12 protein-coding genes are annotated in these 15,973 nt (G+C 55.9%); 8 read left to right on the plus strand and 4 right to left on the minus strand.

Annotated features, from left to right (window positions below; translation table 11 throughout):
* Positions 1-170: 170 nt before the first annotated feature.
* Together CFI10_RS07735 and rlmE are read right to left on the minus strand one after the other, a co-directional pair.
* A complete protein-coding gene (locus CFI10_RS07735) occupies positions 171-1,208 on the minus strand; it encodes an IS110 family RNA-guided transposase (RefSeq protein ID WP_206836051.1) in 1,038 nt (345 codons plus the stop codon).
* 119 nt (positions 1,209-1,327) lie between these two features.
* Positions 1,328-1,948 (minus strand): 23S rRNA (uridine(2552)-2'-O)-methyltransferase RlmE, encoded by a 621-nt coding sequence (rlmE, locus tag CFI10_RS07740; RefSeq protein WP_206841100.1) that lies wholly within the window; start codon positions 1,946-1,948, stop codon positions 1,328-1,330.
* Between the two features lie 157 nt (positions 1,949-2,105).
* Between rlmE and CFI10_RS07745 the strand changes: the two genes are divergently transcribed.
* Positions 2,106-3,734, plus strand: coding sequence for an NAD(P)/FAD-dependent oxidoreductase (locus CFI10_RS07745; protein WP_206841103.1), 1,629 nt, complete (start codon positions 2,106-2,108; stop codon positions 3,732-3,734).
* The gene (locus CFI10_RS07750) at positions 3,731-4,453 is read left to right on the plus strand and encodes a TrmH family RNA methyltransferase (RefSeq protein WP_206841105.1); all 723 of its coding nucleotides are present in this window, start codon (positions 3,731-3,733) and stop codon (positions 4,451-4,453) included. Before CFI10_RS07745 ends, CFI10_RS07750 begins: the two co-directional genes overlap by 4 nt.
* A 31-nt stretch (positions 4,454-4,484) precedes the next feature.
* On the opposite strand, the gene msrB is transcribed toward CFI10_RS07750, so the two are convergent.
* Positions 4,485-5,630, minus strand: a complete 1,146-nt coding sequence (msrB, locus tag CFI10_RS07755) for a peptide-methionine (R)-S-oxide reductase MsrB (RefSeq protein ID WP_206841107.1) — start codon at positions 5,628-5,630, stop codon at positions 4,485-4,487.
* 229 nt (positions 5,631-5,859) lie between these two features.
* On the opposite strand from msrB, the gene CFI10_RS07760 reads away from it, so the two are divergent.
* Both CFI10_RS07760 and CFI10_RS07765 read left to right on the plus strand, forming a co-directional pair.
* Positions 5,860-7,035, plus strand: coding sequence for an efflux RND transporter periplasmic adaptor subunit (locus tag CFI10_RS07760; protein ID WP_206841109.1), 1,176 nt, complete (start codon positions 5,860-5,862; stop codon positions 7,033-7,035).
* Entirely contained in the window at positions 7,032-10,193 is a 3,162-nt protein-coding gene (locus tag CFI10_RS07765; protein ID WP_206841111.1) for an efflux RND transporter permease subunit, read from the plus strand. The genes CFI10_RS07760 and CFI10_RS07765 overlap by 4 nt, the downstream gene beginning before the upstream one ends.
* Positions 10,194-10,284: 91 nt before the next feature.
* Here CFI10_RS07765 and CFI10_RS07770 read toward each other — a convergent pair whose 3' ends face one another.
* Complete coding sequence (locus CFI10_RS07770; RefSeq protein WP_091827610.1) at positions 10,285-10,893, minus strand: TetR family transcriptional regulator; 609 nt, start codon at positions 10,891-10,893, stop codon at positions 10,285-10,287.
* 218 nt (positions 10,894-11,111) lie between these two features.
* Between CFI10_RS07770 and CFI10_RS07775 the strand changes: the two genes are divergently transcribed.
* The 4 genes from CFI10_RS07775 to CFI10_RS07790 all read left to right on the plus strand — a co-directional run bounded on the left by CFI10_RS07775 (position 11,112) and on the right by CFI10_RS07790 (position 15,958).
* A complete protein-coding gene (locus tag CFI10_RS07775; RefSeq protein WP_206841113.1) occupies positions 11,112-13,274 on the plus strand; it encodes a PepSY domain-containing protein in 2,163 nt (720 codons plus the stop codon).
* Positions 13,275-13,411: 137 nt separating this feature from the next.
* Entirely contained in the window at positions 13,412-14,071 is a 660-nt protein-coding gene (locus CFI10_RS07780; RefSeq protein ID WP_242530154.1) for a lytic transglycosylase domain-containing protein, read from the plus strand.
* Between the two features lie 109 nt (positions 14,072-14,180).
* On the plus strand, positions 14,181-14,600 hold the full coding sequence (locus CFI10_RS07785; RefSeq protein ID WP_206841116.1) for a secondary thiamine-phosphate synthase enzyme YjbQ: 420 nt from the start codon (positions 14,181-14,183) through the stop codon (positions 14,598-14,600).
* Between the two features lie 2 nt (positions 14,601-14,602).
* Positions 14,603-15,958 carry an exonuclease SbcCD subunit D C-terminal domain-containing protein gene (locus CFI10_RS07790; protein WP_206841118.1) on the plus strand — a complete coding sequence of 452 codons (1,356 nt, stop codon included), beginning with the start codon at positions 14,603-14,605 and terminating at the stop codon, positions 15,956-15,958.
* The last annotated feature ends 15 nt before the right edge of the window (positions 15,959-15,973 follow it).

A 15,973-nucleotide genomic window follows, 5' to 3' on the forward strand; every position in this document is an offset into this window, starting at 1 on the left:
ACACTGGTTCCCAATCGCTTACACGAGCTCAAGGCTCTAGCCGTTAAAGGGGTTTCCCAGTGCCGGTTCGACCTGTTCGCCATCAATCAAAATGCCATGCAATCGTGGTGGTGAATACCTCTGTAGAAACTCTGTTTAACTTGCTAGCGCACTATCGGCCGAACGCTCTGTCACCGGTTGGCCGCAGCCAGGCTCTCGTCATAGCCCGTATCGTTATGTACCAGCGCCCAGGCAATGCGGGCCGTCTTATTGGCCAAGGCTACCGTTGCCACATTGGCATGCTTCCGAGCGACCAGGGCTTTCAGCCAATGACTTAATCCATCGTCTTTGCCCTCAACATGACGTAGCACAGCCCGTGCCCCGTGAACGAGCAGCTTGCGCAGGTAACTGTCGCCACGCTTACTGATTCCCAGTAAACGATCACGTCCCCCAGTGCTGTGCTGCCGAGGCGTCAACCCCAGAGAGGCGGCAAAGTCGCGCCCTTTGCGGAAGGCCTTCCCGTCGCCCAGAGCACCTGACAAGGCACTGGCTGTAAGCGGCCCCACGCCTCGCAACGTCATCAAGCGCTTCGCCACAGGATCCTGCTTAACACTGTCACTGATCCGATCATCAAGCGCTTGAATGCGGTCATCAAGGTGGCGGAGATCTTCCGCCAGCCCATTCAGCAGAATGCGGAAACTATCGCTAAGTCCGTTTTCAGCATCTTCCAGCCATCCTGGTAAGGCGCGGCGAAGCTGTTGGATGCCCACTGGCGCAATAATCCCATACTCGCCAACCAGTCCTCGTATCTGGTTAGCTTTAGCCGTCCGCTGCCCTACAAGCTCTTCCCGAATACGGTGAGCGGCCTGAATGTCTTGTTGAGCAACCGTCTTGGGGGCAACAAACCGCATGTTAGGACGACTCATGGCTTCACAGATCGCTTCCGCGTCAACCCGATCGTTCTTGTTACTCTTGACGTAGGGCTTGACAAACTGAGCCGCGATCAACCTGACATGATAGCCTCGGCTTTGTAGCTCACGCGCCCAGTGATGAGATGAGGCGCAAGCTTCCATGCCAATCTCGGCGCCGACGGGTACTTTCCGGCTCACAGCGTCAAGCCACTTATTGCGAGAATACTTGCCTTGCCATCGCGTTTGGCCATAACGGTCTACGCCGTGAACGTGAAACACTGACTTGGCAATATCAACACCGACGCGGATAATATTCATCTGGACTTCTCCTCATCTTTACGATGGTTGACGGTTCACTCACCATTTTGGCACGTAGATGCCGGTTAGGTGAGGAGGAGTCCATCCCATTGGTTACTTCAATTTATTGGTGAAAATTTTCAACCACGGAAGCCCTTGCCTACCACGTAGACTTCACGTGAGCGTGAACGTGATGCTTCCGGTTTGCGAATAACCACTGTGTCAAAGTGGTTGCGAACTTCCTTCACGAACGCTTCATAGCCCTCACCTTGAAACGCCTTGGCAATAAAGCTGCCTTTGGGCTTCAGGACCTGTTGTGCCATGTCCAGCGCCAGTTCGATCAGGTAGATGGAGGCCGCCTGATCCGCCGTGGCGATACCGCTCAGGTTGGGAGCCATGTCCGAAATGACGACATCGACCGGATTGTCGTTGATCGCCTGCAGAATCTGCTCGAATACGCTGTCTTCGGTGAAATCGCCCTGAATAAACTCCACATCGGGCAGACTGTCCATTGGCAAAATGTCGGATGCGATCACTTTGCCACCTGTGCCGACCAGTTTGGAGGCGACCTGTGACCAGCCACCGGGCGCCGAGCCCAGGTCGATCACCAGCATGCCGGGCCGAATCAGTTTGTCCTTCTCGTTGATCGCCAACAGTTTGTAACTGGCACGGGAGCGATAACCGTCTTTCTGTGCCTGTTTGACGAAAGGATCGTTGACGTGCTCATCGAGCCAGCGTGCACTGCTTTTGGAACGGGCCATACCGGTTGAAACCATCAGAAAATTAAAACCCGATTGTACGTCCGCAAGCCCTGCGGTGTCATGTTCTCGGGCGTATCAGACTGACTTTAATCCGGTTGAGGGCTATAATCCGCCGTTTATTGTCCCTTTGCCGGATAAACCGGCCGGAACCCTTGCCATGATCCGTCTCAGCGAACTGTCACTTCCTCTTGATCATCCTGAAATCGCCCTGCGTCAGGCCATTCTGAAACGGCTTGAGCTGGCGGATGACGAGCTGCTCGATTTCAGCGTGTTCAAGCGTAGCTACGATGCGCGCAAGAAGAACACCGAGATTACCTTCGTCTACATTATCCACCTGGATGTGAAAGATGAGGCTGCCGTGCTGGCGCGCTTTGTCGATGATCCGCATGTGACCATGGCGCCGGATACGGAGTATCACCCAGTTGCCGTGGCACCCGCCGATCTGGCTGAACGACCGCTGGTGATCGGTTTTGGTCCTTGTGGTCTGTTTGCCGCCACGATTCTGGCGCAGATGGGGTTCAAGCCGATCGTGCTTGAACGCGGCCGTGATGTTCGCAAGCGTACCCAGGATACCTGGGCGCTCTGGCGTCAGCACAATCTGAGTACCGAATCCAACGTCCAGTTTGGCGAAGGTGGAGCAGGGCTGTTTTCGGATGGCAAGCTCTATTCACAGGTCAAGGACCCCAAATTCTATGGCCGCAAGGTGATGCAGGAGTTTGTTGATCACGGTGCGCCGGACAATATCCTGTATGTCAACAAGCCGCATATCGGCACCTTCCGCTTGACCACGGTAGTATCAAGGATGCGTCAGAGCATCATTGAGATGGGGGGCGAAATTCGGTTTGAATCCAAAGTCACTGACTTGCTGCTGGAGAATGGCGAAGTCAAGGGCGTGACCCTGGCTGATGGCGGTCAGTTGCTGAGCCGTCATGTAGTTTTGGCGCTGGGGCACAGTGCGCGTGATACCTTCCGTATGCTGCACCAGCGCGAAGTACATATCGAACCCAAGCCCTTCGCCATTGGTTTTCGTATTGAGCACCCGCAGTCGATGATCGACCGGGCGCGTTTAGGCAAATATGCAGGTCATGAAGAGCTGGGAGCGGCGGATTACAAGCTGATCCACCATGCCAAAAACGGCCGGGCTGTTTACAGCTTCTGCATGTGCCCGGGTGGTCAGGTGGTTGCGGCGACCTCGGAAGAGGGACGCGTGGTCACCAATGGTATGAGCCAGTATTCGCGCAAGGAGCGTAATGCCAATGCGGGCATTGTTGTTGGCATCAACCCGGAACAGGATTTTCCCGGTGGGCCGCTGGCCGGGATCGAACTGCAGGAAAAGCTGGAGTCGATCGCCTATCAGTTGGGTGGATGTGATTACCGTGCCCCGGCTCAGCTGGTAGGGGACTTTTTACGCGGTCGTCCTTCCGAAAAACTGGGCGAAGTCGAGCCTTCCTATCAGCCCGGGGTCAAACTCTGTGACTTGGCCGAAGCGTTGCCGGATTACGTGATCGAGGCCATGCGCGAGGCGCTGCCGGCCTTTGGGCGCAAGATCCGTGGCTTTGACCGCGAAGATGCGGTGCTGACCGGGATTGAATCGCGTACCTCATCGCCGATTCGCATCACTCGCGACCCACACACCCTGCAGAGTCTCAATGTGCGCGGCCTTTACCCTGCCGGTGAGGGGGCAGGGTATGCCGGTGGTATTCTGTCGGCCGGTATTGATGGCATCAAGGTGGCGGAAGCGGTGGCACTGGACATTCTGCAGCAGCGGGAAACCGAATCGGCATGAAACTGGACGACATCAAGAAGCTGCAGCAGAAAAAGTACCGCAGCGAGCTGGGCGCCTGTCTGGTTGAGGGCGAGCATCTGGTACTGGAGCTGCAGCAGGCGTTGCAGCTCCGTCCCGAGCTGCAGGCCGCCGAACTGTATCTGACCGAAGAATACCGGGACTGGCCAACGCCGCTGGTCAAGCATGAAATCGGCAGTAAACAGATGCGTGCCCTCAGCGCCACCAAGTCGCCACAGGGAATTCTGGCGGTGCTGCCCATCGATGCGATAAGGCCGGTATCTGCCGATGGCGATATCGCCATCTATCTGCACGAAGTTCAGGACCCGGGCAATCTGGGCACAATTCTGCGCACCCTGGCCTGGTTTGGCGGCTTTCGCTGCCTGCTCAGTCCCAACAGCGTCGATCCGTTCAACCCCAAGGTGATTCGTGCCAGTATGGGGGCGATTTTCCACGTACCACTGGAACTGGATGTACCGCTGGAGAGCCTTGCTGAGCGTTATAAACGGATCGGTTGTCTCGACATGCAGGGCGAGCCGCTCAGCGCGCCCACTTTCAGCGAGTGTGACTGCTATCTGTTTGGCAACGAGGCACGCGGTGTGCCGCGTGAACAGCTCGATAGCCTGTCGGCATGCCCGTTCACCATTACGGGTTCAGGCCAGATCGAATCGCTCAATCTGGCAACGGCTGTCAGCTTGAGCGTCTACGAACGCAGGCGCTGAGGCGGTATTGCCGCAGCGCCTGCCACGGGCCTCAGCGAACCGCGTCTATCCAGTCACCATAGCCCTGTGCTTCCATCTCCTCAAACGGAATGAAACGCATGGCTGCCGAATTCATGCAGTAGCGCAGTCCGGTGGGTGCTGGACCATCATTGAATACATGGCCCAAGTGTGAATCGGCCAGTGCACTGCGAATTTCAGTTCGGGTCATAAACCATGAACGGTCCTCGTGCTCAGTGACCATACCCTCGCTGATGGGCTGCGTAAAACTGGGCCAGCCGGTACCGGATTTATACTTGTCGCGTGATGAGAACAGTGGCTCGCCTGAAATGACATCAACGTAAATGCCGGGACGTTTTTCATCCCAATATTCATTTTCAAAGGCGCGTTCAGTACTATCCTCGCGTGTCACCTTGAACTGCTCCGGTGTCAGACGCTGACGCAGAACCTCATCCGAGGGGCGCTGATAGTCCTTCCCAAGTGGCCCCATCTCTGTACTGCCAGACTCGGCTTTAGTTGGGCTAAACTGGCTGAAGTCGAGTGTTTGATCATCCCCCCAGACTTGCTCGATAAACTGGTAACGCCCTGAGTTGTGGGTGTAAAAGCGATACCGCACCGGGTTCTTTTTGTAATAGTCCTGATGGTAGTCTTCTGCTTCATAGAATGTGCTGAAGGGCGTGATCTCGATCACCACCGGTTTGTCATAGCGCCCGGACGCGGCCAGGGCATCACGAGAGGATTCGGCAACCTGTCGCTGCTGATCATCATGATAGAAAATGGCCGGACGATACTGTTGCCCACGGTCGACAAACTGGCCCTTGGCGTCGGTGGGGTCCATGAAACGCCAGAAGCCTTCTACAAGCCCCTTGTAGGTGATCAGGGTCGGATCATAGTAGACCTGTACGGCTTCGGTATGACCTGTGCTGCCTGAGGACACCTGTTCATAGGTCGGGTTTGGCTCGGTGCCGCCGCTGTAGCCTGAGACGGCTTCAATAACACCGGGAATTTTTTCGAAGCCCTGCTCGACGCACCAGAAACAGCCCCCGGCAAAGGTTGCTACTTGATACTGCGACAGGTCAGGAGTAGCTGGGGTGTCAGCTGCGGTCAGCCGTGTTGATGCAAATACAGACAGTGCCAGCGCAAGTATGCCGCCAGCAAGGTATCCATTTCGGATAATCATGGGTATCTCCCGTTATGTTCTACTGCTTAGGACCTGCAACCGGCTAAAAGAGTTTCATGCTGCAGCGGACAACAGAGACCACTGGTCGCCTAAAAGGTTTGATTTCAACAAGCTTTTACGTGGCCTGTCGTGAAAGTGTTTAGTCAGCATAGTCTGATTTACATCCATACATGGATGAATGTAAAATACCCTATCTTTTCACTCTGCTTTTGGAAACGGGATTAACGTCATGAAAACAGCTTTTCATACCGGTCGGGCAGTTCTGCTGGCTCTGGCGGCATCGCTGCTGGTGGCCTGTGGCAGCGACGAAGCGCCTCAGAGTGCTGCCGCCCCCGGCGGGCAGGCACTTCCGCCGGTGACGACCGAAGTACTAACCGTCAAGCGACAGGATATTCCGCTACAAAAATCATATTCATCATTGCTGCGCAGCGATGACGAAGTCACGTTAGTAGCGCGTGTGACCGGGGTGCTGGAAACGCGTCAGTTCGAGCAGGGTGACTGGGTTGAGCAGGGGGATCTGCTCTATACCATCGAGCCAGAGTTGTATCAGGCTCGCGTCAACGAACGGGCTGCAGACCTGAAAAGTGCCCAGGCAGAGCTGGACCGCGCCCGCCGCGATGCGGAGCGTTATCAGCAGCTACTCAGTCGCAATTCAGTCAGTCGTCAGCAGGTCGATCAGGCAGAGGCTGAACAGAGTGTTGCTCAGGCCCGTGTTGCTCAGGCAGAGGCGGCACTGGCCAGTGCGCGTATTGACTTGAATTACACCCAGGTGAAGGCACCGGTTGCCGGCATGGTTGGACTCAGCCAGATCAATCTGGGCAATCTGGTCAATGCCGGTTCAGAACTGGTGACCATCACTCCGCTGGACCCGCTTGAAGTACGCTTCCAGCTGCCGCAACGGGATGCCTTTGAGCTGCGCAAGCAGCTGGCTGCCGGAGAGACTGATATTCGAGAAATTCGGGCCTCGCTTCAGCTGGCTGGCAACAACGGTACCCAGTCCCTGACTCTGCAAGGGCAGATGGACTTTCTGGGATCTCGAGTGGATGAGAGCACAAGTACTGTGCAGGCCTCTGCCCGCTTTGAAAACCCTGATGCACAGGTACTGCCGGGGCAGTTTGTGCGTGTCAGCATCGAAGGGCTGAAGCGTTTCAATGTGATTGCCGTGCCTGAAATTGCCGTTACTCAGGGGCTGATGGGGCCTCAGGTATTTGTAATTGATGAAGAAGGCAAGGCCCGTGCACAGGCGGTTCAGCTGGGTGAGATTGCCGGTGAATGGCAGATCATTCTCGAAGGGCTGGAAGAGGGTGTACAGGTTGTATCCGGTGATCCTTCCGGTATCAAGCCGGGTACGCCGATCCAGGCAGCCGCCGCCGATGAAGCGGCAGAGGAGGCGAACGCCGAATGAATTTCTCCAATTTCTTCATCGGTCGGCCGATCTTTGCCACGGTGCTGGCAATTATCCTGACCCTGGTCGGGGTTGTCAGCATGCGCGTGCTGCCGATCGAGCAGTATCCCAGCGTTGTTCCCCCCACAGTGTCGGTGCAGGCACGCTTCCCCGGTGCCAATGCCGAGACCGTGGCCCAGACCGTGGCAGCCCCACTGGCCGAGGCAATCAACGGGGTCGAGAACATGTTGTACATGACCTCGACCAGTGCCGACAACGGTATCATGAGCCTGAGCGTGGCGTTTGATATCGGCACTGATGGTGATACCAACACCATCAACGTCAATAACCGTGTGCAGGGTGCGCTGTCGCAGCTGCCCGAACAGGTACAGGCGCAGGGGGTGACGGTCAAGTTGCGCTCCAGCTCTATCCTGATGGTAGTGGCGATGATTTCGCCCCAGGGTGACTACGACAACATCTACATGCAAAACTACGCCACCCTGAATGTACTGGACGAGTTGCGTCAGGTGCCGGGTGTGGGTGAAGCGGAGGTGCTCGGTGGTGGCAAGTTCGCCATGCGCATCTGGATGGACCCCGATAAGCTGGCGCAGTATGACCTGACACCAACTGAAGTGGCAGCCGCAATTCGGTCGCAGAATACCGAAGTGCCGGCAGGCAGTCTGGCGGCAACACCCAATGCGAATCCGCGTGCCTATACCTATACTGTGACGGCGGGTGGACGCCTGTCCAGTGCGGATGATTTCCGTAATATTTTCCTGCGCACCAATGCTGACGGTTCGGCGCTATTGTTGAAAGATGTGGCGCGTATCGAGCTGGGTGCCTCATTCTACGGTATCGATGCACGTCTTGATGGGGCCGGTATGACGCCCATTATCATCAACCAGCAGCCGGGCGCCAACGCGCTGGAAACATCACTGGCGGTCAAGGCCAAGATGGAAGAGCTGGCCGGACGCTTTCCGCCGGGTCTGGATTACGTAGTACCGTACGACACCACGCTGTTTATAAGTTCATCCGTTGAAACCGTGGTGACGACCTTCATCGAGGCGTTCCTGATCGTTGGCGTGATTCTGTTCGTGTTCCTGCAGAACTGGCGCTTTACCGTGATCGCCATGTCGGTGGTGCCGGTGTCGGTTATCGCAACCTTTGCCGGCTTCTATCTGTTCGGCTTCTCAATCAACCTGCTGACATTGTTTGCGCTGGTGCTGTCGATCGGGATCGTCGTGGACGATGCCATTCTGGTAGTGGAAAACGTTGAGCGTGTGTTGAGTGAAGATGATGACATCAGCGTGCGTGATGCCACCATCCGAGCAATGAAAGAGGTGGGCGGCCCTGTTATTGCGACTTCGCTTATCATGGCGGCCGTGTTTGTGCCGGTAGCGTTCCTGGGCGGTTTTACCGGCCAGATCTACCAACAGTTTGCCCTGACGGTGGCGATCTCGGTTGGCTTTTCGGCCCTGATGGCACTGACCTTTACACCGGCCCTGTCGGCCATTTTCATTAAACACAAGCCGCGTTTCGAAGGTTCGGGTGTGTTGCACGTATTGCATGCGCCACTTCGCCTGTTTGATCGCGTGTTTGCGGCTGTTACAACTGCCTATGTCTGGATCGTTAAGCTGCTGGTACAGCGTTGGGTGCTTGCACTGGCGCTGACCACTGCGTTCAGTGCCGGTTCCTGGTGGATGTTCAGCACGACGCCGACTTCTTTGGTACCGGAAACGGATCAGGGGATTGCGTTGGTCAGTGTTCAGCTGCCCGATGCCGCTTCACTGGATCGAACCAGTCAGTACATGGGTAAGCTGAGTGAGGAGATCGAGCAGATCCCCGGCGTTAATCATGTCGTGTCAATTGCAGGCTATGACATCCTTTCCAGTGCGGTTAACACCGCTCGGGGTATCATGTTCATTAGTCTGGTGCCCTGGGAAGAGCGTGAACTGACAGTTGACCGGCTGGTGGGCCAGGTGATGCAGTTGGGTGCACAGATTGACGGTGGTAGTGCCATCGCCTTCAACATGCCGCCGATTATGGGACTCTCAACAACAGGCGGTTTTACCGGCTATCTGCAGTCCTTTGGCGGTGCCAGCTCGGAAGAGCTGTACATGGCATCGGTGAAAGTGATGCAGGCCGCCGCCCAGAATCCTGCGCTGCAGCGGGTATTCACCACCTTCAACGTGAATGTGCCCTCGTTCCGCGCCAACATCGACCAGCAGAAAGCCCTGAGCTACGGGGTGCCACTGACCGATCTGAACGCAACCCTGTCGAATACGCTGGGTAATGGTTTTGTGAACTATTTCAGCTATCAAAACCGCAACTTCCAGGTGTATCTGCAGAACGAAGATGAGTACCGTGACGAACCCGAAGATATCAATAATATCTTTGTGCGTGCGGGAAATGGCGAGCGGATTCCTCTGTCCGAGTTCGTAACGCTGGAACGTCAGGTTGGTCCGGCGGTGGTATCCCGTTTCGGCGTCTATCTGGGTGCCCAGTTCCAGGGCGGACCGGCACCGGGATACAGCTCGGCTCAGGCCATAGCTGCCATGAACGAGATTGTACAGCAGGAGCTGGGTGACAACTGGGGCATGGGCTGGACCGGTACGGCCTATCAGGAAACAACCCTGGGGAATACGGCTTCCATGGCGATCATCTTCGGTATTCTGATGATGTTCCTGATTCTGGCGGCACAGTACGAAAGCTGGTCCCTGCCATTGGCGGTTATGACCGCCACGCCGTTTGCCTTTTTTGGTGCCATCGGCGGGATTGTGCTGCGGGGACTGGAGGTGTCCGTCTATGTCGAGATCGGCCTGTTAGTGGTGGTGGGGCTTGCCGCGAAAAACGCCATTCTGATCGTGGAATTCGCCGAACTACAGCGCAGGGAGTTGGGCAAATCAATTCATGAAGCGGCTGTTACCGCAGCTGAGTTGCGTTTCCGCCCAATCGTTATGACCTCTTTTGCCTTTATTCTCGGTACCCTGCCGTTGGCACTGGCCAGCGGTGCCAGCGATGTGAGCAGTCATCATATCGGTACGGCGGTGTCGGTCGGTATGGCGTCGGTGGCGATCATTTCCAGCTGCTTCGTGCCGAGTTTCTACGCCATGATTGCACATGTGTCTGACTGGCTCAGACGCAAGCGTGGTGTGGCTGAGTCAAATACGGCTCACTGACCTTCAGGTTAAACTGGAAAAAGGCGCTCTCCTTCGGGACGGCGCCTTTTTTATTGCACGATTATGGGAGCAGGGGGGCAAACCGTACGATTCAGCGGTGGGTCATCAGCCCAATCAGGTGGGAAATTAGTGTCTCACCACGGCTGAGGATAGAGTACGCGTCAGGTTTGCGCAGCCAATCATGAAACAGGCCGGAGAGACAGGTATTCATCAAATCGGCAGCCACCTCTGGTGCAACTGAAAGCTCCTGCTGATCCGCGGCGAGGGCGAAATAACGCAGCAGAGCCTCATGAATGTCACAGGCGATCTCTTCCTGCATGGTGATAGGGTCGATATCACTGAAAAATTCGCAGCGGTACAACAGAATGGAGTGCACACGCGTATAGCGGGGCTGCTCAAGTCGTGCCAGACCCTTGAGGCAGGCCAGGCGAATTGCGTTCAGTGGGGACTCGGTCAGTGCAGGATCATCAATCTCCTGCACCAGTTCATCAAACGGCATTCGCACCCGTTCCAGCATGGCCCGGAACAGGTCAGCCTTGTTCTTGAAATGCCAATAGACAGCACCGCGTGTCATGCCAGCATGACGGGCAATCTGTTCCAGTGTGGTACGTGCTACACCATGAGCCATGAACATCTCTTCTGCTGCATCAATCAACGCTTCGCGCGTGGCTGCTGCTTCGGCTTTGGTGCGTCTAGCCATAGCTGTAAAGAACCCCAACTCAAATCGTTGAAAAATGAACCATTATTTTATCGTATCGGCGGTATAAAAACATCGATACATTTGTAGATGTATGTATATTCGACAGCCACTGGTCAGATTTACGTATCTTTACGCACCTTAATCTTTGTTTAAGTCAGGCTCAGTTAAAATAGAGGTCAACTGACTGAATCAGTGGCCGCTATGGCTAAGGATGGTGAATGATGAGATCGTACCTGCTGCAGGTGCACCGTTGGCTTGCTCTGCTCCTGACCCCCTTGTTTTTGTTGATTACGTTGACCGGTATGGTGCTGGCGCTCAAGCCTGTGCTGGCCGATCTTTCGGCACCGCCTTACACCGGGGCTGTTGAGGTTAGCCAGGTGCAGGCTTTACTGGAAAGTGCGTCTGCCGATGGGCCGGTTGTCGCCATCGAACGCAGTGCAACGTCCGGTCAATGGGTTATACCTGCGCTGGGTGAGTACCGCCTGAGCGATGGAGTGCGTGTTGGTCCCAGTGAGACGTCCGGTGGGGCGTTCTTTGACTGGATCAAAGATCTGCACAAGGATCTGCTGGTTGATGCCGGCTGGTTGGTGGAGTGGGCGACTTGGGCAATGCTGGCAATAGTAGTGGCTGGTATTTTGTTGGGCTGGCCAAAGTTCAAGCAGTCACTGCTGGGCTGGCACCAATTCCTGGGTGTGTGGCTGTTTCCGTTAGTCCTGCTACTGCCGTTGACCGGTATTCTGATGACCTTGCATGTAGCACGTCCTGATCTGGGCCTGCAGCGCGGGGCGGAGCCCACCTCGTTGCAACAGGGTCTGGAGCAGGCGGCGGGCGAGCATAACCTGTCGGGGTTGATCAGTGCGCGTGGTTTCAAGTCAGGTTCGTTGTTGATCGAAACCGAGGAAGCCATGTTGGTGGTCAGTGGCGATCAGGTGACTCCCATCGATTTGTCCTCCAACTGGCCCAAAATGTTACATGAAGGGCTTTGGGGTGGTTGGGTATCCGGGCTTTTCAACATGCTGGTTGGGATGCTCGTTATGGGGCTGACGCTGACAGGGTTCATCAGCTGGTTGAGGCGTCGACAAGCCGCTCGTATCAGCGATATCCGTTCAGGTGCAGAGGTACTGATCGTCTTTGCCAGTCAGACCGGCACAGCTCAGGGCTTGGCCACTGTAACCGCAGCCACTTTTGAAAAGTCAGGGATTATTGCCGACCAGGGATCGATTGCCGCGTTTCCTGCCAGTAAGTGGCATGCTTACCAACAGGTGCTGGTGATCTGTTCGACTACCGGTGAAGGTGAGCTACCGGATAATGCCCGTAGCTGGGTGAGCGGAATCAAAGCCAGGCAGCTGGAAGGCGTGTCATTCAGTCTTTTGGCACTGGGTGATCGCCGCTATACCCATTTTTGTGCCGGTGGCCAGCGCTTGCGGACTGAGTTGATCAAGGCTGGTGCCCATGAACGACTGACTTTGCACGAGGTGGATGGTGACCCCGCCGTTGGTTGGCAGCAATGGTTGCGACAGCTCGCCGAGTACAACAACTGGAACCTGCAGATCGGTGGTATGGCCGTGCAACGGCAACGGTGTGAGGCGACACTGATTGAGCGTACCCGTCTGGATACTCCGATGGGTGACGATAGCCCTCACAGTTACAGCCTGACGTTTGCCGTGCCGGAAAGTACCCGTTTTGCCCCCGGTGACCTGTTCCAGTTTCAGCCCCGACCTGATGCAGAGCCGCGCACCTACTCAATCGGTTCGGATTATGAGACAAGCCCCGGCAAGGTGCGCCTGACGGTAGGGTTGCTGCGATATGAAACTGAACAGGGTAATGAGGTTCTGGGTCTCGGCAGCAGTGAACTCTGTTTGAACTGGCCGCTGAACGAATCACGGAGTGTCGAACTGGTGGCTCATCCGGGGTTCAATCCGCCTCAGAACTCAGAGCATCCGATGATCCTGGTAGCGACTGGTTGTGGCATTGCACCCTTTATCGGATTTCTTGAGGCGCGCGCTGCCACGGATCGAAAGGGACCGGTTTGGCTGCTGTTTGGTAACCGTCACGAGAAAGGTGACTTCCTGTATGGAGAGCAGATCAAGGCGCTCAAAGAGCAGGGCGTTATCACCAATCTTGATACCGTCTTCTCTCGTGATGGTGGTGATCAACGCTATATCACCGAGCGGATTGAACACCGGGGTGATCAACTGCTGGAATGGATCAACCGGGGTGCCAACCTGTATATCTGTGGTCGCGCATCTACGCTGGGGAGGGGGATCGACGGCGTGCTGATGCAGTTACTGCAACGCAAGGGGGCCAGCAAGGCTGAAGCAGAGGCTGAACTGGCACGTTGGGTCAACGAAGGCATCATGCACCGCGACCTTTTCGACTGAATGACCTGAACTTGATCAAGTCTGGCCGATAAAGCTGCCCCACAGGGGCAGCATTTCCCGCACACAGGTTCTAGAATGTTGCATAAATGGATTTGAGACTCGACCCTGCTGCCATGTACCGATACGTTTACCCTCTCATGTTTGCCACACTGTTGCTGCCTAGCTTTCATGCCACCGCAGAGATGCGCAAGATTGTGCATCCCGATGGTCGGGTGGAATACACCAACGTTGCGCCTGAACAAAAGGCAGCTGTGGTCAATACCTACTACAAATACCGCAATGCTGACGGTGTGCTCTCTTTCAGCGATACAAAACCGAGTGGCGTGCAATATGAACTGGTGCGTTTCGACTGTTTTGCCTGCAAGGTTGATTCTACCGTTAATTGGGAGACGACCCCCTTGTTTGCCGACCGTTATCGGGATGAAATCGAACGGATCGCCGCGCTACATGATATGGATGCTGCGCTGGTACGTGCGGTGATTCATGCTGAATCCGCCTTTAATCCGCAAGCGCGTTCCAGAGCCGGTGCGCAGGGGCTGATGCAGTTGATGCCGCAAACGGCAGCAGAGCTCGGTGTCGGTAACCCCTTTGATGCTGAGCAGAATATCGACGGTGGCGTGCGCTATCTGGCCGGATTACTCCAGCGCTATGACCAAGACGTACGCTTGGCAACGGCAGCGTATAATGCAGGCCCCGGCGCAGTGCAGCAGTACGGTGGCATACCGCCCTATGCTGAAACCCAAGCCTATGTGAAAAGGATAGAGGTGCTCTATCGGCGCTATCAAATGATCGATTAGCACGCCTGAATGATTGGCACATGTAAAACGCTGCCTGTACGAGATGTGGTTGAGAACACCGATACACAGCTCTATAGTCGTGCCATTCAGTTATCCATCGGTTCTTCATATGTGGCATCAAACAACCATCAGTCTCAAGGCGCGACCTCGCGGCTTCCACCTTGTGACTGACGAGATCGAACAGGCACTGCCGGAATTACGCCGAGTCAGCACCGGCCTGCTGCATCTGTTATTGCAACACACCTCTGCAAGCCTGACGTTGAACGAAAATGCCGACCCGACCGTTCGCGCTGATTTCGAGGCGTTTTTTAACCGCAATGTGCCGGAAAACGAACCCTACTACCAGCATACCTATGAAGGCCCTGATGACCTGCCTGCTCATTTCAAAAGCAGCATACTTGGCGTCAGTCTGGTGCTGCCTATTGCCAATGGGCAGTTGGCGCTGGGCACCTGGCAGGGGATCTATCTGGGTGAACATCGTAATCGCGCTGGCCGCCGCACCCTCATCGCGACCCTACAGGGAGAGTAACCGTGTCTGATCAGCCTTCACTGTTTGATGAAGAGATGCTGCCGCAGCCTTCGGTGCCGGTTAGCTCGGCGCGCACGGAACGTACCCCGGCAAAGGCCAAAACCGGGGCCGAGGGGAGTCGTCAAACGTTGCGTGTCCTGCACAGCTCCGACTGGCATCTGGGCCGATTACTGTACGGCCAGAAGCGCTACGATGAATTTGCCGCCTTTCTTGACTGGATGTTGGCACAGATCGAGCATCTGAATGTCGGGGTACTGCTGATCGCCGGCGACCTGTTTGATACCACTACCCCGAGCAACCGGGCGCAGGCGCTTTATTACCGCTTTCTGCACCAGGTGGCGCGCTCGCGCTGTCGTCATGTGGTGATCATTGGCGGCAATCATGATTCTCCCAGCTTTTTGAATGCACCGTCCGGTTTGCTCAAGGCGCTGGATGTGCATGTGGTCGGTGCTGCCTGTGACAATCCGGTAGATGAAGTGGTATTGCTGAAAGCCAAAAATGGCGCACCTGAAGCAATTATCTGTGCCGTTCCTTACCTGCGTGATCGTGATATTCGCCAGAGCGAAGCGGGCGAAAGCCTTGAGGACAAGGACCGGAAACTGGTGCAGGGCATTCGTGAGCATTATGCGCAGGTCTGTGTCGCTGCCGAAGAGCTGCGAGAGTCACTGCAGGTGGATGTGCCGCTGATCGGCATGGGCCATCTGTTTGCCGCTGGTGGCAAAACGCTTGATGGCGATGGGGTGCGTGATCTTTATGTGGGATCTCTGGCGCAGGTGGGTGTGGATGCCTTTCCCGATTGCCTTGATTATGTGGCACTGGGGCACCTGCATGTACCTCAGGCCGTGTCGGGCTGCGAGCAGATTCGTTACAGTGGCTCACCGCTGGCCATGGGATTTGGGGAAGCGAAACAACAGAAAAGCCTGTGCCTGATCGAGTTTGAAGGACGTCGCCCACAGCTTGAATTGATCGATATCCCGCGTTTTCAAAGGCTGGAGCGGATCAAGGGTGATCAGGCTCAACTGAGTGCCGCACTGGACAAGCTGGCGCAGGAGCAAACCTCGATCTGGCTGGAAGTGCTGTACGAAGGCGAGCAGGTGGCAGCCGACCTGCGCGACTGGCTGGAACAGCATACCGATGGCACCCAGCTGACCATACTGAGGGTCCGCAACAACCGGGTAGTGGAGCGCATTCTGGCGCGCAGCGGTGAAGAGGAGACGCTGGATGATCTGGAGCCGATGCAAGTATTCGAGCGTGCGCTTGAACTGCATCAGGTACCCGAGACGCAACAGGATGAACTGAAGCGTCTGTTTGGCAGCGTGCTGCAATCCATGGCCGAGCAGGACCATCGTGCCGAATAGGCGCCTGCGTCAGAG

This window comes from Marinobacterium iners (assembly GCF_017310015.1).
GTDB lineage: Bacteria > Pseudomonadota > Gammaproteobacteria > Pseudomonadales > Balneatricaceae > Marinobacterium > Marinobacterium iners.